The sequence below is a fragment of the Allomuricauda sp. M10 genome (assembly GCF_020782875.1).
In the GTDB taxonomy this organism is placed as follows: domain Bacteria; phylum Bacteroidota; class Bacteroidia; order Flavobacteriales; family Flavobacteriaceae; genus Flagellimonas.
The window spans coordinates 95542-117698 of record NZ_JAJGBN010000001.1 but is presented as its reverse complement, the minus strand read 5'-3'; the positions used below and the strand labels follow the sequence as shown (position 1 = coordinate 117698).

Annotated in this window: 34 protein-coding genes; 1 reads left to right on the top strand and 33 read right to left on the bottom strand. The window is 41.7% G+C overall.

Annotated elements, in window-relative coordinates:
- Nucleotides 1-55: 55 nt before the first annotated feature.
- The 5 genes from LKX84_RS00635 to LKX84_RS00615 form a co-directional block, all read right to left on the bottom strand.
- Nucleotides 56-277, bottom strand: coding sequence for a hypothetical protein (locus tag LKX84_RS00635; RefSeq protein ID WP_228234986.1), 222 nt, complete (start codon nt 275-277; stop codon nt 56-58).
- On the bottom strand, nt 267-962 hold the full coding sequence (locus tag LKX84_RS00630) for a hypothetical protein (RefSeq protein ID WP_228234985.1): 696 nt from the start codon (nt 960-962) through the stop codon (nt 267-269). The genes LKX84_RS00635 and LKX84_RS00630 overlap by 11 nt, the downstream gene beginning before the upstream one ends.
- A 657-nt stretch (nt 963-1619) precedes the next feature.
- The gene (locus LKX84_RS00625) at nt 1620-2237 is read right to left on the bottom strand and encodes a Pr6Pr family membrane protein (protein WP_228234983.1); all 618 of its coding nucleotides are present in this window, start codon (nt 2235-2237) and stop codon (nt 1620-1622) included.
- Between the two features lie 180 nt (nt 2238-2417).
- Nucleotides 2418-3332 carry a citrulline utilization hydrolase CtlX gene (gene ctlX / locus LKX84_RS00620; protein ID WP_410548865.1) on the bottom strand — a complete coding sequence of 305 codons (915 nt, stop codon included), beginning with the start codon at nt 3330-3332 and terminating at the stop codon, nt 2418-2420.
- A gap of 78 nt (nt 3333-3410) precedes the next feature.
- Nucleotides 3411-4325 carry a dimethylarginine dimethylaminohydrolase family protein gene (locus LKX84_RS00615; RefSeq protein ID WP_228234981.1) on the bottom strand — a complete coding sequence of 305 codons (915 nt, stop codon included), beginning with the start codon at nt 4323-4325 and terminating at the stop codon, nt 3411-3413.
- Nucleotides 4326-4609: 284 nt separating this feature from the next.
- On the opposite strand from LKX84_RS00615, the gene LKX84_RS00610 reads away from it, so the two are divergent.
- Nucleotides 4610-5068, top strand: a complete 459-nt coding sequence (locus LKX84_RS00610) for a hypothetical protein (protein ID WP_228234979.1) — start codon at nt 4610-4612, stop codon at nt 5066-5068.
- A 50-nt stretch (nt 5069-5118) separates the two neighbouring features.
- Here the strand turns inward: LKX84_RS00610 and LKX84_RS00605 are convergent, their stop codons facing one another.
- The 28 genes from LKX84_RS00605 to rpsS form a co-directional block, all read right to left on the bottom strand.
- Nucleotides 5119-6402: a citrate synthase gene (locus LKX84_RS00605; protein ID WP_228234977.1), complete on the bottom strand. Its 1284-nt coding sequence runs from the start codon at nt 6400-6402 to the stop codon at nt 5119-5121.
- Nucleotides 6403-6523: 121 nt separating this feature from the next.
- Nucleotides 6524-8062: a glycogen synthase gene (locus LKX84_RS00600; protein ID WP_228234975.1), complete on the bottom strand. Its 1539-nt coding sequence runs from the start codon at nt 8060-8062 to the stop codon at nt 6524-6526.
- 120 nt (nt 8063-8182) lie between these two features.
- Nucleotides 8183-9475: a phosphopyruvate hydratase gene (eno, locus tag LKX84_RS00595; protein WP_228234973.1), complete on the bottom strand. Its 1293-nt coding sequence runs from the start codon at nt 9473-9475 to the stop codon at nt 8183-8185.
- Nucleotides 9476-9593: 118 nt separating this feature from the next.
- Nucleotides 9594-10706: a glutamine-hydrolyzing carbamoyl-phosphate synthase small subunit gene (gene carA / locus LKX84_RS00590; protein ID WP_228234971.1), complete on the bottom strand. Its 1113-nt coding sequence runs from the start codon at nt 10704-10706 to the stop codon at nt 9594-9596.
- A gap of 100 nt (nt 10707-10806) precedes the next feature.
- Nucleotides 10807-11313: a 50S ribosomal protein L17 gene (gene rplQ, locus LKX84_RS00585; RefSeq protein ID WP_228234969.1), complete on the bottom strand. Its 507-nt coding sequence runs from the start codon at nt 11311-11313 to the stop codon at nt 10807-10809.
- 57 nt (nt 11314-11370) lie between these two features.
- On the bottom strand, nt 11371-12363 hold the full coding sequence (locus LKX84_RS00580; RefSeq protein ID WP_119639426.1) for a DNA-directed RNA polymerase subunit alpha: 993 nt from the start codon (nt 12361-12363) through the stop codon (nt 11371-11373).
- A 21-nt stretch (nt 12364-12384) separates the two neighbouring features.
- Complete coding sequence (gene rpsD / locus LKX84_RS00575; protein WP_228234967.1) at nt 12385-12990, bottom strand: 30S ribosomal protein S4; 606 nt, start codon at nt 12988-12990, stop codon at nt 12385-12387.
- Nucleotides 12991-13094: 104 nt separating this feature from the next.
- Nucleotides 13095-13487, bottom strand: a complete 393-nt coding sequence (rpsK, locus tag LKX84_RS00570) for a 30S ribosomal protein S11 (RefSeq protein WP_228234965.1) — start codon at nt 13485-13487, stop codon at nt 13095-13097.
- A gap of 99 nt (nt 13488-13586) precedes the next feature.
- Nucleotides 13587-13961, bottom strand: coding sequence for a 30S ribosomal protein S13 (rpsM, locus tag LKX84_RS00565; RefSeq protein WP_163635131.1), 375 nt, complete (start codon nt 13959-13961; stop codon nt 13587-13589).
- Nucleotides 13962-13963: 2 nt separating this feature from the next.
- A complete protein-coding gene (ykgO, locus tag LKX84_RS00560; RefSeq protein WP_010519235.1) occupies nt 13964-14080 on the bottom strand; it encodes a type B 50S ribosomal protein L36 in 117 nt (38 codons plus the stop codon).
- Between the two features lie 5 nt (nt 14081-14085).
- On the bottom strand, nt 14086-14301 hold the full coding sequence (gene infA / locus LKX84_RS00555; protein WP_008239515.1) for a translation initiation factor IF-1: 216 nt from the start codon (nt 14299-14301) through the stop codon (nt 14086-14088).
- Nucleotides 14302-14304: 3 nt separating this feature from the next.
- Nucleotides 14305-15648, bottom strand: coding sequence for a preprotein translocase subunit SecY (secY, locus tag LKX84_RS00550; protein WP_228234956.1), 1344 nt, complete (start codon nt 15646-15648; stop codon nt 14305-14307).
- A gap of 13 nt (nt 15649-15661) precedes the next feature.
- On the bottom strand, nt 15662-16114 hold the full coding sequence (gene rplO, locus LKX84_RS00545; protein ID WP_228234955.1) for a 50S ribosomal protein L15: 453 nt from the start codon (nt 16112-16114) through the stop codon (nt 15662-15664).
- Nucleotides 16115-16125: 11 nt separating this feature from the next.
- Nucleotides 16126-16305: a 50S ribosomal protein L30 gene (rpmD, locus tag LKX84_RS00540; protein ID WP_119639420.1), complete on the bottom strand. Its 180-nt coding sequence runs from the start codon at nt 16303-16305 to the stop codon at nt 16126-16128.
- Between the two features lie 99 nt (nt 16306-16404).
- A complete protein-coding gene (gene rpsE / locus LKX84_RS00535) occupies nt 16405-16929 on the bottom strand; it encodes a 30S ribosomal protein S5 (protein ID WP_127023955.1) in 525 nt (174 codons plus the stop codon).
- 7 nt (nt 16930-16936) lie between these two features.
- The gene (gene rplR, locus LKX84_RS00530) at nt 16937-17290 is read right to left on the bottom strand and encodes a 50S ribosomal protein L18 (protein WP_228234954.1); all 354 of its coding nucleotides are present in this window, start codon (nt 17288-17290) and stop codon (nt 16937-16939) included.
- An 11-nt stretch (nt 17291-17301) separates the two neighbouring features.
- A complete protein-coding gene (gene rplF / locus LKX84_RS00525) occupies nt 17302-17844 on the bottom strand; it encodes a 50S ribosomal protein L6 (RefSeq protein WP_228234953.1) in 543 nt (180 codons plus the stop codon).
- Between the two features lie 19 nt (nt 17845-17863).
- Nucleotides 17864-18262, bottom strand: a complete 399-nt coding sequence (rpsH, locus tag LKX84_RS00520) for a 30S ribosomal protein S8 (RefSeq protein WP_228234952.1) — start codon at nt 18260-18262, stop codon at nt 17864-17866.
- 18 nt (nt 18263-18280) lie between these two features.
- Entirely contained in the window at nt 18281-18550 is a 270-nt protein-coding gene (rpsN, locus tag LKX84_RS00515; RefSeq protein WP_228234951.1) for a 30S ribosomal protein S14, read from the bottom strand.
- Between the two features lies 1 nt (nt 18551).
- Complete coding sequence (gene rplE, locus LKX84_RS00510) at nt 18552-19103, bottom strand: 50S ribosomal protein L5 (protein ID WP_228234950.1); 552 nt, start codon at nt 19101-19103, stop codon at nt 18552-18554.
- A gap of 2 nt (nt 19104-19105) precedes the next feature.
- The gene (gene rplX, locus LKX84_RS00505) at nt 19106-19417 is read right to left on the bottom strand and encodes a 50S ribosomal protein L24 (RefSeq protein WP_119639414.1); all 312 of its coding nucleotides are present in this window, start codon (nt 19415-19417) and stop codon (nt 19106-19108) included.
- A gap of 16 nt (nt 19418-19433) precedes the next feature.
- Nucleotides 19434-19802 (bottom strand): 50S ribosomal protein L14, encoded by a 369-nt coding sequence (rplN, locus tag LKX84_RS00500; protein WP_072881245.1) that lies wholly within the window; start codon nt 19800-19802, stop codon nt 19434-19436.
- A gap of 2 nt (nt 19803-19804) precedes the next feature.
- Nucleotides 19805-20062, bottom strand: a complete 258-nt coding sequence (gene rpsQ / locus LKX84_RS00495) for a 30S ribosomal protein S17 (protein ID WP_119639413.1) — start codon at nt 20060-20062, stop codon at nt 19805-19807.
- Between the two features lie 13 nt (nt 20063-20075).
- Nucleotides 20076-20267, bottom strand: coding sequence for a 50S ribosomal protein L29 (rpmC, locus tag LKX84_RS00490; protein ID WP_127023936.1), 192 nt, complete (start codon nt 20265-20267; stop codon nt 20076-20078).
- Nucleotides 20268-20289: 22 nt separating this feature from the next.
- Nucleotides 20290-20709 carry a 50S ribosomal protein L16 gene (gene rplP / locus LKX84_RS00485; protein WP_163635139.1) on the bottom strand — a complete coding sequence of 140 codons (420 nt, stop codon included), beginning with the start codon at nt 20707-20709 and terminating at the stop codon, nt 20290-20292.
- A gap of 19 nt (nt 20710-20728) precedes the next feature.
- Complete coding sequence (gene rpsC / locus LKX84_RS00480) at nt 20729-21448, bottom strand: 30S ribosomal protein S3 (RefSeq protein ID WP_228234948.1); 720 nt, start codon at nt 21446-21448, stop codon at nt 20729-20731.
- Nucleotides 21449-21457: 9 nt separating this feature from the next.
- Entirely contained in the window at nt 21458-21865 is a 408-nt protein-coding gene (gene rplV, locus LKX84_RS00475) for a 50S ribosomal protein L22 (protein WP_073181014.1), read from the bottom strand.
- Between the two features lie 7 nt (nt 21866-21872).
- Nucleotides 21873-22151 (bottom strand): 30S ribosomal protein S19, encoded by a 279-nt coding sequence (rpsS, locus tag LKX84_RS00470; protein ID WP_119645971.1) that lies wholly within the window; start codon nt 22149-22151, stop codon nt 21873-21875.
- Nucleotides 22152-22157: the final 6 nt, after the last annotated feature.

The following is a 22157-nucleotide window of genomic DNA, read 5'->3' as shown; positions in this document are numbered from 1 at the left end:
AAAGCTATTAATGACATAATTCTTTACAAAACATAACTGGGTACTTCAATTTCACTTAATAATCATCACATATCTTAAGGTCCATAATATCATCATTTTTTATATCCTCATCATCCTTGAGTTTTAAAAAAATACAATTCAACACTACTCTGCTTAACAAAACTCTACCATCCTTCAATTTAATATCTACCAATTGATAACCCATTCCTTGCTCTGGAAGCTCTTCCAAATATGTCGCATATTTTTCGGATAATTTTAAAACTTTCCTATTTGCCATATGGTCTCTTCGATATTAAAGTACCATCTGAAGTACCACTCTTAAAGTATGCTTCAATACCACCACCAATATGTCCAAAAGCTGGTTGAACAACTCCTCTTTGTAAAATGTCACCTAGTTTTGGATTTATATGAAATGCCCATTTAATCTCCTCATCATTTGGCAAGGCATACCTATCTATTGGATTATCATTTAACATTACACACTTTAAATAATCTACTTTGGTTGTAGCAAATGAACCAGGTTTTAATTTCTTATTTACCATATCTACTCTTCGGTCATCTTCATAAGCAGAAATCCTAACAAAACTTTCTGTACCATTGGAACGTTCTTCAGGGTTATCAATTGCACCCTTACCTCCAGAATATCGGCCTTTATTATTTAAGTTATTTGTATAATCGATTTTATTTTCAACGTCAATTTTTTTCAAAACTTTGATGGAATTGGTTTCGAGCATTATCACATCAGATTTACCGAGCATTAGGTTGTATCCCCTCTGTACAACCTGATTTTTATGATAAATAAATTCTGAATCCAACTCAACGGCCAGATTAGTATTATAAACGACAAACTTTCTCATTATATGTCTTTCATACTGAAATGCCGATATTATTTGATAACCTATTCCTGTCTCCGGTTTTTCCAATAGTGTATTAGCATCTTGTTCAAATACTTTATAAATCATAATAACTCTTGTTAAGGTTAACAGCAACTAATCAAATAACATATTAAATATCAGTTCAATATACATTTTTCAAGGGAAATTACTTACGCTTTTCCGTAATAACCCCATCAGCATCGGAAAGGTAAGTTGTGTCATTTCGAAATGAGGTGCAACGCAGTGATTGAGAAATCCCAAACAGGTTTAGATTTCTCACTCCCGATAACTATCGGGACGTTCGAAATGACAATAATGTATTCGTGAAAATTGGTGCAATTCGTGTCAACCCCCTAAAAGAGATTTTTCGTAGCTCCTTCACTACGCTCAGGACATAACTCAAAATGACAAGGCAACATCATTCCGTGCCTGACACGGAATCCCATCCAAAACAACAAGATGCTGAAACAATCCCGATAGCTATCGGGACAGCATGGCGGAAAGTGTCATTTCGAAATGAGGTGCAACGCAGCGATTGAGAAATCCCAAAGGGGTTTAGATTTCTCACTCCCGATAACTATCGGGACGTTCGAAATGGCAATAATACATTCGTGAAAATTGGTGCAATTCGTGTCAAACCCCTAGAGATTTTTCGTTTCACTCAAAATGACAGAGAGAGACAACAATTTGAAATTGTTTTCTGTTTATTGCTCATTGTACATTGTTCTGCCCATTGTAAACTGTTCATTGTTTCGGTCGGAGGAGTCTTCCGAGGAAATAAAGGGCTGCCATGACCAAAAGCATCAAGGCTAACACCATGGAAATATTCAATACCAAAGTTCCTGTGCCCAACTGGTCCATGTTTAAAAACGGGTATGGATAAAAACCGGAATAATATCCCCTAAACAATATCCACAATAAATAGAGAACAGGATACATTAACCAAGCACGAAGGTCTTGCCAAGTAACAAGGTTTCGAGCCTGGAACATTAACCAATATACATACATGAAAATGGGGACGATGGTATGCAAAAGTTCATCCACGATCATTTGCAAACCGGTAGGGTTCCAAATCTTCCGCAAAGCCACTTGGTACACCAAACAAACCACCAAAATAAACGCGGTAAGTGCCATGGGCGTCGCCCTTCTATGGAATAAAACCCACATACGCCGTTTAAGACCAAACACCCGAACGGCAAAGTATAAAGCAACCAAAGTATTGGTGAGGATGGTAAAATAACCAACAAAGCGCAACAAAGTCTCGCCTAGGCTCGCTTCACGGTTATGAAGCATCAAAATCAATTGGGTGACCACGGCAAAACACGACATGGTAAAACCCAATATTTCAAAATTTCTGCGCATGATCGAAGATAATGAATTCAATGTTCAATTATCAATGAACAATGAGCAATAAACAATTTTCAATAAGCAATGAGAAAGTATTATAGGGTCGTTTAATATGACTTGAATGTCTTCAGAATTTATGAACTTGGCCTATATGACTGCTCAAATGAATCCACTCCATTGAACACTGATAATTGATTATTGTAAATTGGTTTTGGGTAAAAACACTTCTGCCATCATGCAACGGGCACTACCACCACCGCAAAGCTCTATGGTATCCAAAGAACTGTGGATGATGGGACCGTGTTTTTCAATGGCCTTGATCTGTGCATCGCTAAGGCTTTTGTATGCTTGGGTACTCATGACCATATAACGTTGGTCATTCGCGCCGATAACTTGTAACATGTTACCCGCAAAATGGTTCATTTGTTCCTCCGTAATGGAAATGATCTCCCTTCCATCCATTTTAAGGTGGTCCACCACGTTCTTGCGTTCCTTTTTGTCGTCAATGGAATCCAAACAAATCACCGCAAAAGTCTCTGCCAAGGCCATCATCACATTGGTGTGATAAATGGGAAGGCGTTTGCCATCAACAGACTGGTTGGCATGGAAAATGACCGGAAAACAATCAAAATCCTCACAGAACTCAATAAACAGTTCCTCATGGGCCCGTTCCGAAAGGGCACAATAGGCCTTTTGGTTGACCCTGTCCATGAGAATGCTCCCTGTTCCCTCCAAAAAGATATCATCCTCTTCAGCAACCGTATAATCCATAACCTCATTGATCACAAATCCTTCTTCCTCCAAAAGATCTAGTATGTCCTCGCGACGTTCCTTTCTGCGGTTTAAGGCAAACATGGGGTAAATACAAACGGTTCCGCTTTCATGAAAGGAAACCCAATTGTTCGGAAAAATGGAATCCGGGGTGTCTCGCTCCAAAGTATCCTCTACCACAATGACATTAACGCCATGCTCCCGCAGTACTTTTACAAACTGGTCGAACTCTTCCTGCGCCCGTTGGTTGATTACGGTATTTTTTAAATGCGGGTCTTCCTGAAAATAATTATTGACCGCCGTTTGTTCGTTCATCCGAAAATTCACGGGACGAACCATAAGAATGGTGTTGGTAATCTGTGCTCTCAACTGTTGTATGTATTTGGCTTACCTGTGGCAGCAGGAAGTAGTATTCATTTATTCTCTGATCAAGGGCATGGTGCTACAACGCAACAGACCTTCTTGTTTAGCTATCTCGGCATAGGGAATTTCCTCAACGGTAAAACCCTGATCGCGCAACCAATGGTTCAAACGGGTAAAATTCCTTTCGGAAACCACCACTTCGGGAGAAATGGAAAATACATTGCTGAACATTTGGTACATTTCTTCCTTATCGATTTCAAAGATATTATCCGGACCGAAATAATCCACCAAATATTCGTACTCCTCCGCTACCAAAAATCCGTTTTTGTACAAAATGGCCTTATCCTTTCCTACAGGTTGAAAACAACAATCCAAATGAAGGGCATTCTCTCTAGGATTGGTATTGGATTTTCTTAGCTCAAATGATTTTACGGTTTTATGGGGAAACATATCACGGATAAACTCCACAGCTTCCCTATTGGTGCGTGCTGTAATGTAATTCTTGTAGTCCGGAGCGGTATATGTCCCTATGAAGATATGGTCGTTCCATGGCATCACGTCCCCACCTTCTATATGTACTTCTTGTGGTGGCCTGATAACATTATTGGGGTCGATCATTTCCAATACCTCATGAATGGCTTCAAATTCTCTTTCCCTATCCGGTAAGATATTGGAATGAAACAATTTATCCTCAATAACAAATGCAATATCGCGAGCGAAAATCTGGTTGCAATCCGTTAATACCTCTGGTCTGAAAACTTGAACACCATATTTGTGGAAAACCTGGGCAAAAGCATCCATTTCCTTGATCATATCTTCCTCTTTGGGATAGGTACCTGCCAATATATGCTCCATGGATTTTGGATCATAGGCTTCCTCTAAAGATGGGATAGGACCACTACTTTGTGCAGTGCCCAAAATAACCGATCTCAACGGACTGGTCTCATCAACGATATTCAATCTTATCATAGTCTGCGAATTTTATGTCCCATTGCACTTTTTTAAAACACATTGGGGTTTTCCCGCATAAATTCTATGGCAAATCTAGTGTTTTAGTCCGTATTTTCCACTTACAAAAAAGGACTACACACAGGTGGATTTGGTCCTTCCTATTTAGGATTATCAAAAAACAAAATTTTACAACCCTTTGTTTATCAAATGTTTAAAAATTGTGTATTTCGAACATTTTAAGCACATAAATCGATGAAAGAAAAAAAATATTAATTACATTTGTATTAAGATTTTTCCTACATATGAAAAAGTTGTTATTTTCATCCATGCTGCTTGCAAGTGCTTTCGCCGTTTTGGGAAGCATGAATGCTTTTCGTGCCATTGGCAAGGTTGATGACTCAAAAAGCATCAACAAAACAATCTCAACAAATTATTCCGCAAAATACCAGGACTGCATTTCCCATGATGATTTTCCACAGGATTTCAAATCCATTGCGAATCATCCCAACAATAGCTGGGATTGGAGTACCTTAAAGGTCGATGCTTCCCTCAAAAGATATCATAATTCCTTGGATTCTACCGTAAGGAGCCTTAATTCCATTGATGCCCATAATTTTATCCATCAGGAATTCGAGAGATCCAAAAGCATGTTAGGCAATGAGAACCTCTCTGAAATCAGAAAATATTACCATTGTGAAATTATGCGAATGTGCCATGATAGTGACCGATCACTGAACCTTGGTTCGGCCGGACAGTTATGACAAAAAAAAGGGCGGTGTATCCGCCCTTTTTTTATTTCATCTCCCAAATCTTACCTTTTTTCCAAAGGAACAAATGGTCTTAGGTTTTCCCCAATATAAATTTGACGAGGTCTTCCGATAGGTTCCTTTCTCAAACGCATTTCCCTCCACTGAGCAATCCATCCGGGTAAACGGCCCAAGGCAAACATTACCGTGAACATTTCAGTTGGAATGCCCAACGCCCTATAGATGATCCCAGAGTAGAAGTCCACGTTGGGATATAATTTTCTATCCACGAAGTATGGGTCTTCCAAGGCTTCTTTTTCCAATCCTTTGGCAATATCCAAAATAGGATCATCGATACCCAAGTTGCCCAACACGTCATCCGCAGCTTTTTTAATAATCTTGGCACGCGGGTCAAAGTTTTTGTACACGCGGTGACCAAAGCCCATCAATCGGAATGGATCATCTTTATCCTTGGCCTTGGCCATATATTTTTTGGTATCCCCTCCGTCCGCTTCAATAGCTTCCAACATTTCCAATACAGCTTGGTTGGCACCACCGTGCAATGGTCCCCACAATGCAGAAATACCTGCTGATAATGAGGCAAATAGGCCTGCATGGGAAGAGCCTACGATTCTAACGGTGGACGTAGAACAGTTTTGTTCGTGATCGGCATGAAGAATCAACAATTTGTCCAAAGCATCAATGGCAATTGGATCTTTTTTGTATTCTTGGTTGGGTCTTTTAAACATCATCTTATGGATGTTCTCCACATAACCCAAAGAATCATCCCCATAATCCAAGGGAAGGCCTTTCTTTTTGCGCATGGTCCACGCAACCAAAACCGGGAACTTGGCCAAAATGCGTACAATGGAATTGTACATGGCCTTCTCGGAGGAAACATCCACAGAACTTGGGTTGAAAGCAACCAAAGCACTGGTAAGTGAAGATAGAACACCCATCGGATGAGCTGCTTTTGGAAAACCATCCAAAATCTTCTTCATTTCCTCATCTACTTGGGATTCTTCTTTGATATCACGGTGAAATTTGGCAAGTTGCTCCTTGTTTGGTAGCTCGCCAAAAATCAAAAGATAGGCAACCTCCAAAAAATCGGCTTTTTCAGCTAGCTCTTCAATTGAATATCCACGATACCTCAAAATTCCTTTTTCACCATCCAAAAAGGTAATGGCACTTTCGCAAGATCCGGTGTTTTTATATCCCGGGTCTATGGTCACCATTCCTGTTGTGGCCCTAAGGGTGTTGATATCTATAGCCAATTCATCTTCCGTACCTTTAATTACAGGGAATTCATACCGTTTTCCCTCATATTCGAGTATAGCTGTATCCGACATTTTATATTTTAATAGATTAGTAAAAATGGAATGCGGAAATTACGAAAAAGCGCGACCATTAACAATTTCCAACACCTATTTGTGCTGTTGTTAACAATAAAATTTAAAGGTTAAAACCCAGCTAGTCCAATTTATACAAAAGCGTATAATATTCGTCCACTGACTTCTGCCAAGTGAAGCGCATTTTCTTGGCTGCAGCCTGTATTTTTTTCCAAGTGGGCTTGTCATTGGCAAATACATCCAGTGCTTGATCGAACACTTTGAGCATGTCCTCAATTTTTTCGTCATAGGTGTTGCCATCAAAGCTAAAGCCAGTCTTCATATGTTCCACTGTATCCTTTAACCCCCCGGTATGGTGAACCAAACACGGATTTCCGTTGCGCATGGCCAACATCTGGCTTATGCCACAGGGTTCAAAAAGACTCGGCATGAAATACAGATCGGATTCCAAATACATGGAGTCGATGAGTTTTTCGGATTGACCGTTTGTAAAGATGAAGTTTTTGTGCTCATAACTTAGCTTTCGGAACATACTCTCGTATTCCGGGGCACCGGTACCTAACAGCATAAAAATACCGTCCACCTTTTCCAACTTTTTAAGAATTTCCACAAAAGCATCGGGCGAACGCATGATGAAATAGAATTTCTGTTCCGTTAGCCGGGCCACACTGGAGGCTATGAACTTGGGCCTATCCACCACATAATCCATGATCTTTTCTCCGGTGTGGGCCAAAAAGTCGGCCTTATATTTTTTGTCTTCCTGTTGAAGCCATCCGAATAATGCCTTAACAGTATTCCGGTAGATATTTCCTTTTTCCTCCTTGTTGATGTTCTTATAGTTGCACCCGTTCAAAATTCCAAAAAGCCTTCCTTCCGAATCGGCTTGTTGCAGATCTTTTTCCAATCCTTCGCCACCAATGAATTCCGGCGGTGAACTCGGTAACAATACATCGTCCTTGTAGGAAGGAGAAACCGTATGCACGGCATCTGCAAATCGTATACCCACGGCCATTAGGTTGATACAATCCTGGTACCTGTAATCCATCAACCGCTGATAATCCAACGGCACATTGGGGAACCAGTTCTTTACGGAAGAATAGTTGCCATCAAAGGGACGGATACCCTGAATGGCCAAATTGTGGATGCTATATACAAATCTTATATCCTTTAAATTGGTATAATCAGGATGGTATTGTCTTAAAAACAACAACAAACTCGTGTGCCAATCGTGCAGGTGAACCACATCCAAATCTCCAAAAGCTCCCTTTTTGATAGCTTCCGCAACCCCGGTGCAAAAAATAAAGTATTTGATGGCATCGGTGTAGAATGGTTCTTCAGGGTCGTTGTGATAAATATGGGCGATATCCCCAGCTTCTATCTCAGGATGGTGCAAAACATAATGGAAGATGTTCGGGAATTCTTTTTTGGGTTTTACCTCGAACAATTCCGCGGTATAATTCAATCCCCTCAATGAAAAATTCAACGTGGCCTTCGGCAGTCCCCCATGATGCAATCTCGAGTACGCAGGTACAATAACATGTACCTTATCCCCTCGCTCAGAAATCTGTCTGGGCACATCACGAACCACATCACCCATACCACCGGCTTTGCAACTGGCAAGGGCATCATTTTCTGCGGAAACAAAAAGGAAATTGTTCATATGGGAAATTTTGAAGGTTTATTCTGTTGAATATTCAATTTAGACAAAGTTTATTACTGTAGCAAAAAAAAACCTTTCCCAAATGGGAAAGGTTTTTTGTACACTAACAAATCATTATGATTATTTGATCTTGAAGGCTTTTTCTTTTGGGTAGTAAGCAGTATCACCCAATTCTTCTTCAATTCTCAACAATTGATTGTACTTGGCCATACGGTCGCTTCGGGAAGCAGAACCAGTCTTGATCTGACCACAGTTCAAAGCCACGGCCAAATCGGCAATGGTATTGTCCTCGGTTTCTCCAGAACGGTGAGACATTACAGAAGTATATCCGGCATTCTTGGCCATGTTCACGGCTGCGATGGTCTCGGTAAGAGTTCCAATCTGGTTTACTTTGATCAAGATAGAATTGGCAATACCATTTTCGATACCTCTAGACAAACGCTCCACGTTGGTCACGAACAAATCGTCACCTACCAACTGAACTTTGTCACCGATTTTCTCGGTCAATAGCTTCCAACCTTCCCAATCGTTCTCGTCCATACCATCTTCAATGGAAATGATCGGATATTTTTCGCAAAGATCTGCAAGATACTGGGCCTGCTCGGCAGAAGTCCTTACTTTACCTTTATCTCCTTCAAACTTGGTATAATCGTATTTGCCATCCACATAAAATTCTGCGGAAGCACAATCCAAGGCGATCATTACATCGTCACCCAATTTGTAACCCGCTTTGGCAACAGCTTTACCTATGGTATCCAAAGCATCTTCAGTTCCACCTTCAAGAGTCGGAGCAAAACCACCTTCGTCACCAACTGCAGTACTCAACCCACGATCGTGCAATACTTTCTTAAGGTTGTGGAAGATTTCGGTACCCATCTGCATGGAGTGGCTAAAATCTTTGGCCTTAACCGGCATGATCATAAACTCTTGGAATGCAATAGGGGCATCTGAGTGGGATCCACCGTTGATAATGTTCATCATGGGGACAGGTAGGGTATTGGCACTCACTCCACCCACATAACGGTAAAGAGGCATACCCAACTCATTGGCAGCGGCTTTGGCCACAGCCAAGGAAACACCTAAAATAGCGTTTGCTCCCAATTTGGATTTGTTTGGGGTACCATCCAGTTCGATCATGGTTTGATCGATATAGTTTTGTTCAAAAACCGAGGTTCCAATCAACTCTTCGGCCAAAATTGAATTTACGTTGTTAACGGCTTTGGTAACACCTTTTCCCATAAAAGTGCTTCCTCCATCGCGCAACTCAACAGCTTCATGCTCCCCTGTTGAGGCTCCTGATGGAACGGCTGCGCGCCCCAAAGTACCATTTTCGGTAACTACATCTACCTCAACGGTAGGATTACCCCTTGAATCCAATATCTGTCTTGCATGAATGTTGATAATAATGCTCATTTTTATTCAATATTTATAGTTGTGATTATTTAGGTAAAGATACAAAAGCAGCGCCTTTTAACTTTAACATATTGCACACAAAACGTACATAAATGCTTAAAAATAAAACTATAACGTTTTAGTTTTTCGCTGTTTTGATAGCATCGAAGAACTGGTCGAAAAGGTAATCGGCATCATGTGGTCCAGGGCTAGCCTCTGGGTGATATTGTACCGAAAACACCTCTTTGTTCTTCATTCGGATACCAGCAACGGTCTGGTCGTTCAAGTGCACGTGGGTAATCTCCAGCTCCGGATGAGCTTCGGTTTCTTCCCTGTTCACGGCAAATCCATGGTTTTGGGAAGTAATCTCTCCCTTGCCCGTCACCAAATTGAGGATAGGATGGTTGATTCCCCTGTGACCGTTGTGCATTTTATAGGTAGATACGCCATTGGCCAAAGCCAATACTTGGTGGCCCAAACAAATTCCTAATACGGGTTTGTCCGAACCTATCATTTCCTTGGTGGCGGCGATTGCATCTGTCAATGGTTCTGGATCCCCAGGTCCGTTGGAAATAAAATATCCGTCAGGGTTCCATGATTTCATTTCTGAAAATGGAGTATTGTACGGGTATACTTTTATGTAGGCTCCCCTTTTGGCAAGGTTGCGTAAAATGTTCCTTTTGATACCGATATCCAAAGCTGAGATTTTGTACTCCGCATTTTCCTCACCATAATAATAAGGTTCTTTAGTGGATACCTTTGAGGAAAGTTCCAAGCCTTCCATGCTAGGAACTTGTTTCAATTCTTCTTTTAGGGCATCGATCTCGTCCACTCGTGTAGAAATCAAGGCATTCATGGCACCATTGTCGCGAATATAGCTTACCAGAGCCCTGGTATCCACATCGGAAATGGCAAACAGGTTGCTTTTGTTCAAGAAATCCAACAAGCTTGAATCCGCACTGGGCCTTGAATATTCATAACTGAAATTTTTGCAAATAAGCCCTGCTATTTTCACAGAATCGGATTCCACTTCATCTTCATTGGTACCGTAATTACCGATATGGGCATTGGTGGTCACCATAAGTTGACCGTAATAGGAGGGATCGGTAAAAATTTCTTGATACCCTGTCATCCCCGTGTTGAAACATACTTCCCCAACAGCGGTACCTTCTTTACCACCAACGGCTTTACCATAGAAAATGGTTCCATCGGCCAACAAAATCAATGCTTTTTTCTTTGTGTGATACTTCATGTCGTGTTCTAAAAATTTCAGTTATGGCAAAAAAACATAAAAAAAGGATAAGTTCTCACTTATCCTTTTTCCACTAATGCAATAGTTAATAACATTGTTCTTATTCTTCAGAATCATCAGTTTTGGTTTCGGCTGCTGCAGGTGCCGGAGCTTCCGCTTTTTTAGCACCACCGCCTCTTCTGCTTCTTCGAGTAGATTTTTTCTTGGTGTCACCTGCGTTGTACAACTCGTTGAAATCGACCAATTCGATCATGGCCATATCAGCGTTGTCACCTAAACGGTTACCCAATTTGATAATCCTTGTATACCCACCTGGTCTGTCCCCAACTTTTTCAGCAACGGTGCTGAACAATTCGGTGATGGCATATTTGTTTCTCAAGCTGCTGAAAACAACCCTTCTGTTATGCATACCTTTTTCGGCAGTCTGGTTGTTCTCTGTCTTAGCTTTGGTAATCAAAGGCTCAACATACTGTTTCAAAGCTTTGGCCTTGGCCACAGTGGTGTTGATTCTTTTGTGCTCGATCAAGGAACAAGCCATATTGGCCAACATGGCCTTTCTGTGGGCCGATGTTCTTCCTAGGTGGTTGATTTTTTTACCGTGTCTCATTTTTACAGTTTATCATCTTGCTTCCAAATCCCAAAAGGGAGAGCAAAATATGATTAATTAATCTTTATCTAATTTGTATTTGCTCAAATCCATTCCAAACTGAAGGCCTTTGTTGATAACCAACTCCTCCAATTCTGTCAAGGATTTTTTACCGAAGTTTCTGAACTTCATCAAATCGTTCTTGTTGAAGGAAACCAAATCTCCCAAGGTATCCACCTCGGCGGCTTTCAAACAGTTCAATGCCCTTACGGACAAATCCATGTCTACCAATTTGGTCTTCAACAACTGACGCATGTGCAAAGATTCCTCATCATAGGTTTCGGTCTGTGCAATTTCGTCAGCTTCCAAAGTGATGCGCTCGTCAGAGAACAACATAAAGTGGTGGATCAAAACTTTTGCAGCTTCGGTCAACGCATCTTTAGGATGGATGGAACCATCGGTGATGATTTCAAAAACCAATTTTTCGTAATCGGTTTTTTGCTCAACCCTGTAGTTCTCGATGCTGTATTTTACGTTCTTTACCGGGGTGTAAACTGAATCCACAGCAATGCTACCAAGCGGTGCGTTGGATTTTTTGTTTTCCTCAGCAGGAACATATCCACGTCCTTTTTCGATCACGATCTCCAAGTTGATGCTCACTTTAGGATCCATGTTACAGATCACCAAATCAGGGTTAAGTACTTGATATCCTGAAATGAACTTTTGGAAATCTCCAGCGGTCAATTGTTCCTTTCCACTAACGGAGATGGAAACGGTCTCGCTCTCAACATCATCAATTTGTCTTTTAAACCTAACTTGTTTTAGGTTCAATATGATCTCAGTTACGTCTTCAACAACGCCTGGGATAACAGAAAACTCATGTTCAACTCCATCTATGCGCACAGAAGTGATGGCGAAACCTTCCAAAGAGGAAAGCAATACCCTTCTCAGCGCATTCCCAACTGTTAATCCATAGCCAGGTTCCAAAGGGCGAAATTCAAATTTCCCTTCGAAATCTGTTGAATCTATCATTATAACTTTATCGGGCTTCTGAAAATTAAGTAATGCCATAATTGGATTAATGTTGAATTCTTATTTAGAGTATAATTCGACGATCAGCTGCTCCTTGATGTTCTCTGGAATCTGCAATCTTTCTGGAACGGATACATAAGTACCTTCTTTTTTCGCAGGGTTCCAAGTGATCCATTCATAAACGGAGCTGTTGGCCGACAATGAATCTTCAATGGCCTGAACGGATTTAGATTTCTCCCTAACACCAACTACATCGCCAGCTCTCAATTTGTAGGAAGGAATGTTCACTACTTCACCATTAACAGTGATATGACGGTGTGAAACCAATTGGCGCGCACCTCTTCTTGATGGGGAAATTCCCATTCTGTACACCACGTTGTCCAAACGGGATTCGCACAGTTGAAGTAGGATCTCACCGGTTACACCTTCTTTTCTTTTGGCCTCTTCGAACAGGTTACGGAACTGTCTTTCCAAAATACCATAGGTGTATTTTGCTTTTTGCTTTTCCATCAACTGGACAGCATATTCCGATTTTTTACCACGACGCTTGCTAGCTCCGTGTTGCCCTGGAGGGTAATTTTTCTTTTCAAAAGACTTATCGTCCCCGAAAATTGCTTCGCCGAACTTTCTGGCGACTTTAGTTTTTGGTCCTGTGTATCTTGCCATCTTCTTAAAATTGGAAAGCGCGATTATGAATTAAGGCTAATCCTTCGATAATCTAAACTGCGCCTTCTGGGTGAAGACCCTTATCGGGCCATTATTAAAATTGATTAAACTCTTCTTCTTTTTGGAGGTCTACAACCATTGTGTGGTAGTGGAGTAACGTCTACGATCTCGGTAACCTCGATCCCAGCGTTGTGGATGGAACGGATAGCAGATTCCCTACCGTTACCTGGTCCTTTTACATAAACCTTCACTTTTCTCAATCCTGCTTCGTGAGCTACTTTGGAACAATCCTCGGCGGCTACCTGGGCAGCATATGGGGTATTCTTTTTAGATCCACGGAATCCCATCTTACCTGCAGATGACCAAGAGATCACATCACCCTTTTTGTTGGTAAGGGAAATGATGATGTTGTTGAAAGAAGCCACTACGTGAGCTTCTCCCGTAGATTCTACGATTACTTTGCGTTTTTTAACGACTTTGGTATTTGACTTTGCCATACTTTTTAGTTTCTAGTGTTAGTTCTTAGTTATTGGAATCCTAGACTTTTACATTTCAAACAGATTCTTCTAACTCTAAAGACTAATGACTATGTTTTATTATTTAGTTGCTTTTTTCTTGTTAGCAACAGTTTTTCTCTTTCCTTTTCTGGTCCTAGAGTTGTTCTTTGTACGTTGACCCCTTAGTGGCAAACCAGCTCTGTGACGGATTCCACGGTAACAACCGATATCCATCAAACGCTTGATGTTCATTTGGGTCTCGGAGCGAAGCTCACCCTCAATAGTGAAAGCGGAAACTGCATCCCTAATTCTACCGATCTCGTCATCGGTCCAATCTGAAACCTTGGTATCCTCGCTTACCTGGGCTGTCTTCAAAATCTCTTGCGCCCTGCTCTTGCCCACACCAAAAATGTAGGTAAGCGAAATAACGCCACGCTTTTGTTTAGGTATATCTACACCTGCAATTCTTGCCATAATTACCCTTGTCTTTGTTTAAATCTAGGATTCTTTTTGTTGATTACGTACAATCTGCCTTTTCTGCGAACAATCTTGCAGTCGGCACTTCTCTTCTTTATTGATGCTCTTACCTTCATTGTAACTAGTATCTATAAGTAATTCTTGCTTTTGTTAAATCGTATGGGCTCATTTCCAACTTTACTTTGTCTCCAGGGAGCAATTTGATGTAGTGCATCCTCATTTTCCCCGAGATGTGCGCCGTAACAACATGCCCATTTTCCAATTCTACCCTGAACATTGCATTAGACAATGCTTCAATAATAGTCCCGTCTTGTTCTATTGCCGACTGCTTTGCCATAAATTATGCTACTTTTCTATTTTTGCCGGTTTTCATCAAGCCGTCATAATGCCTGTTCAACAAATAAGAATTCACTTGCTGTACAGTATCTATCGCAACACCGACCATGATCAATAGGGAAGTACCTCCATAAAACAAGGCCCAACCTGCTTGAACATCCATCAACTTTACCACAATGGCCGGCAAAACAGCCAAAAGGGCCAAGAAAATGGAACCTGGCAAGGTGATCAAAGACATGATATGATCCAAGAAATCCCCAGTTTCTTTACCTGGACGGATACCTGGGATAAAACCACCACTTCTCTTCAAATCATCTGCCATTTTATTGGTAGGCACGGTGATCGCAGTATAGAAGTAGGTAAAAATGATAATCAAAACGGCAAACAAAATGTTGTAGGCCAAACCAAAAATATCGGCGAACTGAACTTCCATCCACTGACCTACAGCGGTATTGTTGAACGTTCTACCCAACAAACTTGGCGCGAACATGATGGCTTGGGCAAAGATGATAGGCATTACCCCGGAAGCATTCAACTTCAAAGGAATGTACTGTCTTGCACCCATGATGTTCTTTTCGTATCCTCCAGAAGCTGTTCTACGGGCATATTGCACTGGAATCTGCCTAACGGCCATGGTCAAATAAACACTGGCCAAGATTACCAAGAACCAAACAATAACTTCGATCAAAATGAACATGATACCACCAGTGTTGTTAGTGGTCCTTGATACGAATTCCTGGGCGAATACTTGTGGCATTCTAGCGATGATACCCACCATGATCAAAAGGGAGATACCGTTACCGATACCCTTGTCGGTGATTTTCTCACCCAACCACATGGCGAACACACACCCGGTAACCAAAATGATCACTGCAGGCACGATGAAATCCAATCCTTTGCCCAAAACGAATGCGCTATCCGGCACACCCAAAGCTCCCAATCCATATAAATAGGCTGGGGCCTGAACAATACAGATACCGATGGTCAACCAACGAGTAATCTGGTTGATGGTCTTTCTACCACTTTCTCCTTCCTTTTGTAGTTTTTGAAGATAAGGAATCGCGATTCCCATCAACTGTACCACAATGGATGCAGAGATATATGGCATGATACCCAAGGCAAAAACGGATGCATTGGCAAACGCCCCACCCGTAAAAGCATTCAATATACCCAAAATCCCGCTTTCCGTTTGAGAGGTCAACTGGGCCAATTGGGTTGTATCAATACCAGGAAGAACTACCTGGGCACCAAATCGGTAAACCAACAATAGCCCAAGGGTTAAGATGATACGCTGTCTCAGCTCCTCAATCTTCCAGATATTAGATATGGTCTCAACAAATTTCTTCATGCTGCTCTATTCCTTATAAACTTATTGCCTCACCTCCAGCAGCCTCGATAGCGGCCTTAGCGGAAGCAGTAAATTTATGTACAGATACTTTTAGGGACGCTTTCAATTCGCCATCACCCAGAATCTTTACCAAATCATTTTTGTGGGCCAGTCCGTTGTCGATCAAGGTATCCAAGGTAACTTCACCTTTAATGGCACCATTGTCTACCAACTCTTGCAATTTGCCCAAATTGATTCCTTTGTACTCTTTTCTGTTGATGTTCTTGAAACCGAACTTAGGTACACGTCTTTGCAAAGGCATCTGACCTCCTTCAAAACCAATTTTCTTGGAATATCCAGATCTAGACTTGGCTCCTTTGTGTCCACGTGCAGCAGTACCACCTTTACCGGAACCTTCACCCCTACCTAAACGTTTTCCTTCTTTGTGCACAGCGCCTTCGGCTGGCTTAAGATTATTTAGATCCATGTGCCTTATATTTAAGCTTCCTCAGTGGAAACCAAGTGTTTTACCTTATTAATCATTCCAAGGATACTAGGCGTTGCTTCGTGTTCCACAACATGTCCTATCTTGCGCAGACCAAGAGCCTCCAAAGTTCTTTTTTGGTTCTCTGGCCTTTTGATGGCGCTTTTTTCTTGTTTTACCTTAATCTTTGACATTTTATCAGTTTTCAGTGTTCAGTTATCAGTTGTCAGTTATTGGATTTGGTTCTATCAAAATCCTTTTTACACCATCAACTATGAACTATCAACTTATTGTTATCCTTTAAAGACTTTTTCCAAAGAAACTCCTCTTTGTTTGGCAACGGTATCGGCACTTCTCAATTGCAACAAGGCATCAAAAGTAGCTTTTACCACGTTGTGAGGGTTAGAGGAACCTTGTGATTTTGACAATACGTCATGTACACCAACGGCTTCCAATACCGCCCTTACAGCTCCACCTGCAATTACTCCGGTACCGTGTGATGCTGGCTGGATATATACCCTGGCACCACCGAACTTACCTTTTTGCTCGTGAGGAAGGGTTCCTTTGTTCAAAGGAATGCGAACCAAGTTTTTCTTGGCATCCTCAATTGCTTTTGCAATAGCTGTGGCAACTTCTTTGGATTTTCCCAAACCATGTCCAACAACTCCATTCTCATCACCTACAACGACAATCGCTGAAAAACCAAAGGCTCTACCACCCTTGGTTACCTTGGTAACCCTTTGTACTCCAACCAAACGGTCTTTCAACTCCAGTCCACCTGGCTTAACTATCTCTACGTTCTTGTAATTCTGGTACATAGTTTTCTTAGAATTTTAGTCCTGCTTCCCTAGCTCCTTCAGCCAATGATTTTACTCTTCCGTGATATAGGTTTCCTCCCCTATCAAAAGCCACGGCCTCGATTCCTAGCTTAAGGGCCTTTTCCGCTATGGCCTTACCCACGCTTGTGGCGACATCACTTTTGGTACCGTTCGCATCGAATTCCTTATCCCTAGATGAGGCAGATGCCAAGGTTACCCCTTTGTTGTCGTCGATCAACTGGGCATATATTTCTTTATTGCTCCTGAACACAGACAATCTTGGTCTTGTTTCAGTTCCGAAGGATACTTTTCTGATTCTTCTTCGGATGCGTAATTTTCTTTCAGTCTTAGATAATCCCATAGTCTTAATTATTAAGCTGATTTACCGGCTTTTCTTCTTAATTGCTCACCTACGAACTTGATACCTTTTCCTTTGTAAGGCTCTGGCTTACGGAAGGATCTGATCTTGGCAGCTACTTGACCTACCAATTGCTTGTCGTGCGATGTTAGTTTTATAATCGGGTTCTTCCCTTTTTCGGAAATGGTCTCAACTTTCACCTCCGGAGCGATGTCCAAGATGATGTTGTGGGAGAAGCCCAGGGCCAAATCCAATTTCTGTCCTTGGTTGCTGGCTCTGTATCCAACACCCACCAATTCCAAATCCTTGTTCCATCCTTGTGAAACTCCTTTTACCATATTGGCAATCAAAGCACGGTACAAACCATGTTTTGCCCTATGCTCCTTGGAATCGGAAGGTCTTACTACTGAAACACTGCCATCCTCTACGTTCACCTCTACTTCTGAAAACTCTTGTGAAAGTTCCCCAAGTTTACCTTTTACAGTTACTATTGAGTCTTTTACCTCAACAGTCACTCCAGCAGGAAGTGTAATTGGATTGTTACCTATTCTTGACATTTTTCTACTCTTTTCTCAATTAATATACGTAGCACAATACTTCGCCACCCACATTCTCTTGTTTGGCCTGCTTGCTGGTCATTACTCCATGTGAAGTAGACACAATAGCGATACCCAAACCGTTCAATACCCTTGGTAGCTCATCAGAACCTGCATACTTACGCAAACCGGGCTTACTTACCCTTTGCAATTTTTTGATGATGGGCTCTTTGGTAAACTTATCGTACTTAAGGGCGATCTTGATGTTCCCTTGTACTTCGTCTTCCTCAAATTTGTAGCTCAAAATATATCCTTGGTCGAACAATATTTTGGTAATCTGTTTCTTTAGATTGGAAGCGGGGATATCCACTACCCTATGACCTGCCTTGCTGGCATTCCTAATCCTGGTCAAATAATCTGAAATTGGATCTGTAAGCATTTCTTTTCTTTATCTAAATTACCAACTTGCCTTTTTAACTCCTGGGATTAGACCTTGGTTGGCCATTTCCCTAAAAGTAACCCTTGATATACCGAAGGTCCTCATGTAACCTCTTGGTCTTCCGGTCAATTTGCAACGGTTGCGCTGACGTACCGGAGATGCGTTTTTTGGAAGCTTTTGAAGTGCCTCGTAATCACCGGCCTCTTTTAGGGCCTTTCTTTTCTCGGCATATTTTGCAACCATTTTCGCCCTTTTTCTCTCACGGGCTTTCATTGATTCCTTGGCCATACTAGTTCTTTTTAAAGGGTACTCCCAATTCGGTTAACAATGATTTTGCTTCTTTATCAGTCTCAGCGGAGGTAACAAAGGTAATGTCCATACCGTTGATCCTGTTGATCCTGTCAATATTGATCTCAGGAAAGATGATCTGCTCGGTGATACCCAAGTTGTAGTTACCCCTACCGTCAAAACCGGTAGCTTTTACTCCTTGGAAATCACGTACCCTTGGAAGGGCAGAGGTAATCAATCTATCCAAAAATTCGTACATACGCTCACCTCTCAAGGTTACTTTGGCACCGATGGGCATACCTTTTCTCAATTTAAAGGTAGCAACGTCCTTTTTGGAAAGGGTGGCCACTGCTTTCTGACCAGTGATCAATGTCAACTCGTCAACAGCGTGATCGATAAGCTTTTTGTCTGATACAGCTGCACCAACACCACGGCTTACTACGATCTTTTGCAACTTAGGTACCTGCATTACGTTCTTGTACCCAAACTCATCGGTAAGAGCCTTGATCACACGCTCCTTATATTCTTGTTTTAATCTTGGAATGTAGCTCATGACTAAATTACTTCATTGGATTTTTTGGAAACCCTAACTTTCTTACCATCCCTTACTTCGTACCCAACGCGGGTTGCCTCTCCAGATTTTGGATCGATCAATGCTAGGTTGGAGATTTGGATAGGTGCCTCCTTTTTGATTATGCCTCCTTGAGGATTCTTAGCACTTGGCTTTTCGTGTTTGGACACCACGTTGATGCCTTCCACGATAGCTTTGTTCTTTTCACGGTCTACCTGAAGTACTTTGCCTTCACTGCCCTTGTGGTCTCCCGCAATGACCTTGACCGTATCCCCTGTTTTGATTTTCAACTTCATCTCTCTGATAATTCTTTTATAGCACTTCTGGCGCCAATGAAACAATCTTCATGAACTGTCTGTCCCTCAACTCCCTTGCAACAGGTCCGAATACACGGGTACCTCTCATCTCACCAGCAGCGTTCAACAATACACAGGCGTTGTCGTCGAAACGGATGTAAGATCCATCAGGTCTTCTTACTTCCTTTTTCGTCCTAACCACAACAGCTGTGGAAACAGAACCTTTCTTCACGGTACCGTTTGGAGTTGCCTCCTTAACGGATACAACAATCTTGTCACCTAGGGAAGCATATCTTCTCTTTGTACCTCCCAGTACGCGGATGGTCAAAACTTCTTTTGCACCGGTATTGTCCGCAACCTTTAATCTTGATTCTTGCTGTACCATAATTATTTAGCTCTTTCTAGGATTTCTACCAACCTCCAGCATTTTGTTTTGCTCATAGGTCTGGTTTCCATTATTTTAACGGTGTCACCTTCGTTGCAATCGTTCTTCTCATCGTGGGCTACATACTTCTTGGTCTTCAAAACGAATTTACCGTACATAGGGTGTTTAACTCGTTTTACCTCAGAAACCACAATTGATTTCTCCATTTTGTTGCTGGTAACAACGCCTATTCTTTCTTTTCTTAAATTTCTGTTTTCCATAAGGCAGAACCAATTATTGTAATTCCCTTTTAGTTAATTCAGTTGCAAGTCTTGCCACCGTCCTTCTGGTCTTTCTGATCTGTAAAGGATTTTCCAAAGGAGTAACGGCGTGAGCCATTTTAAGATCGGCGTGTTGTTTTTTGAACTCGGCCAATTTCTCCTTTAGCTCTTCAATTGAAAGTTCTTTTATTTCTGATTGTCTCATCTTTCTTCTTCTCAATTAAAAATTAGGCGGAATAATCCCTAGCTACAACAAACTTGGTCTTAACAGGCAACTTTTGTGCAGCAAGCCTCAAGGCTTCCTTGGCAACATCTAGGGGAACCCCGGCCACCTCGAACATGATCCTTCCAGGTTTTACAATGGCTACCCAATATTCTGGTGCTCCCTTACCTTTACCCATACGAACCTCAAGAGGTTTTTTGGTGATGGGCTTGTCCGGGAATATCTTGATCCACAATTGACCTTGTCTCTTCATGTACCTTGTCGCAGCGATACGTGCAGCCTCAATCTGACGGGCGGTGATGAATTCTGAATCCAAGGACTTGATACCGAACATTCCGTTGGAAAGCTGGTGCCCTCTTTGAGAGATTCCCTTCATACGCCCTTTCTGGGCCTTACGAAATTTTGTTCTTTTTGGCTGTAACATCTTACCTTACTTTATCTTATTACTTTCTACGGCGTGGTTTTTTACCACCATCTGGTTTACCGCCTTTTCCTGGTTGACTCTTGCTCAATCCTACCAATGGGGAAAGTTCTCTTTTTCCATAAACTTCGCCCTTCATGATCCAAACCTTTACACCCAACCTACCATAGGTAGTGTGAGCTTCTTGCAAAGAATAATCTACATCGGCACGGAAAGTAGACAATGGAATCCTTCCTTCTTTGTAAGATTCTGAACGAGCCATCTCAGCACCGTTCAAACGTCCTGAAATCTGAACTTTGATCCCTTCGGCATTCATACGCATTGCAGCTGCAATGGCCATTTTGATGGCTCTTCTGTATGAAATCCTGCTCTCGATCTGTCTTGCGATACTGGCAGCTACCAAATTGGCATCCAATTCAGGTCTCTTGATTTCGTGAATATTGATCTGAACCTCTTTGTTGGTGATCTTCTTAAGCTCTTCCTTAAGTTTATCAACCTCTTGTCCACCTTTACCGATAATGATACCTGGACGGGCCGTGGTAATGGTGATGGTGATCAATTTCAAGGTTCTCTCGATAATTACCCTTGACACGCTGGCCTTGGCCAAACGGGCATGGACATATTTTCTGATCTTATCGTCTTCAGCCAGCTTATCGCCGTAATCGTTTCCTCCGTACCAGTTGGATTCCCATCCTCTGATAATTCCTAAGCGATTTCCTATTGGATTGGTCTTTTGTCCCATATTCTTCTTCTAGCTTTGAACGTTGTTATTGGACTCCAAGATCATGGTAACATGATTGGAACGTTTTCTGATTCTGTGGGCCCTACCTTGTGGAGCTGGTCTCAATCTCTTCAACATCGTTCCACCGTCTACACGGATTTCCTTGATGTAAAGATCAGCATCCTCGATACTGGCGTCCTCATTTTTAGCTTCCCAGTTGGCGATGGCGGATAGCAAAAGTTTTTCCAACTTTCTAGAGGCTTCCTTAGGGTTGAACCTTAGGATGGCCAAGGCCATCTCTATTTGTTTTCCTCTTACCAAATCTGCCACCAAACGCATCTTTCTTGGAGATGTTGGGCAATTGTTAAGCTTTGCGATAGCAAGTTGCTTTTTCTCTTCCTTTAACCTTTCGGCCATTTGTCTTTTACGAACTCCCATTGCTTACTTACTTTTTACCTTTGTTTTTAGCTCCAGCATGACCTCTAAAAGATCGTGTTGGTGAAAATTCTCCAAGTTTGTGTCCTACCATGTTTTCAGTTACATAAACGGGAACAAATTGTTTTCCGTTGTGCACTGCGATGGTCTGTCCCACAAAGTCTGGGGTTATCATAGAGGCTCTTGACCACGTTTTGATAACTGTCTTCTTTCCTGTCTCTATATTGGTCTGGACTTTTTTCTCCAGACTATTATGAACGAATGGTCCTTTTTTTAACGAACGTGCCATTTACTT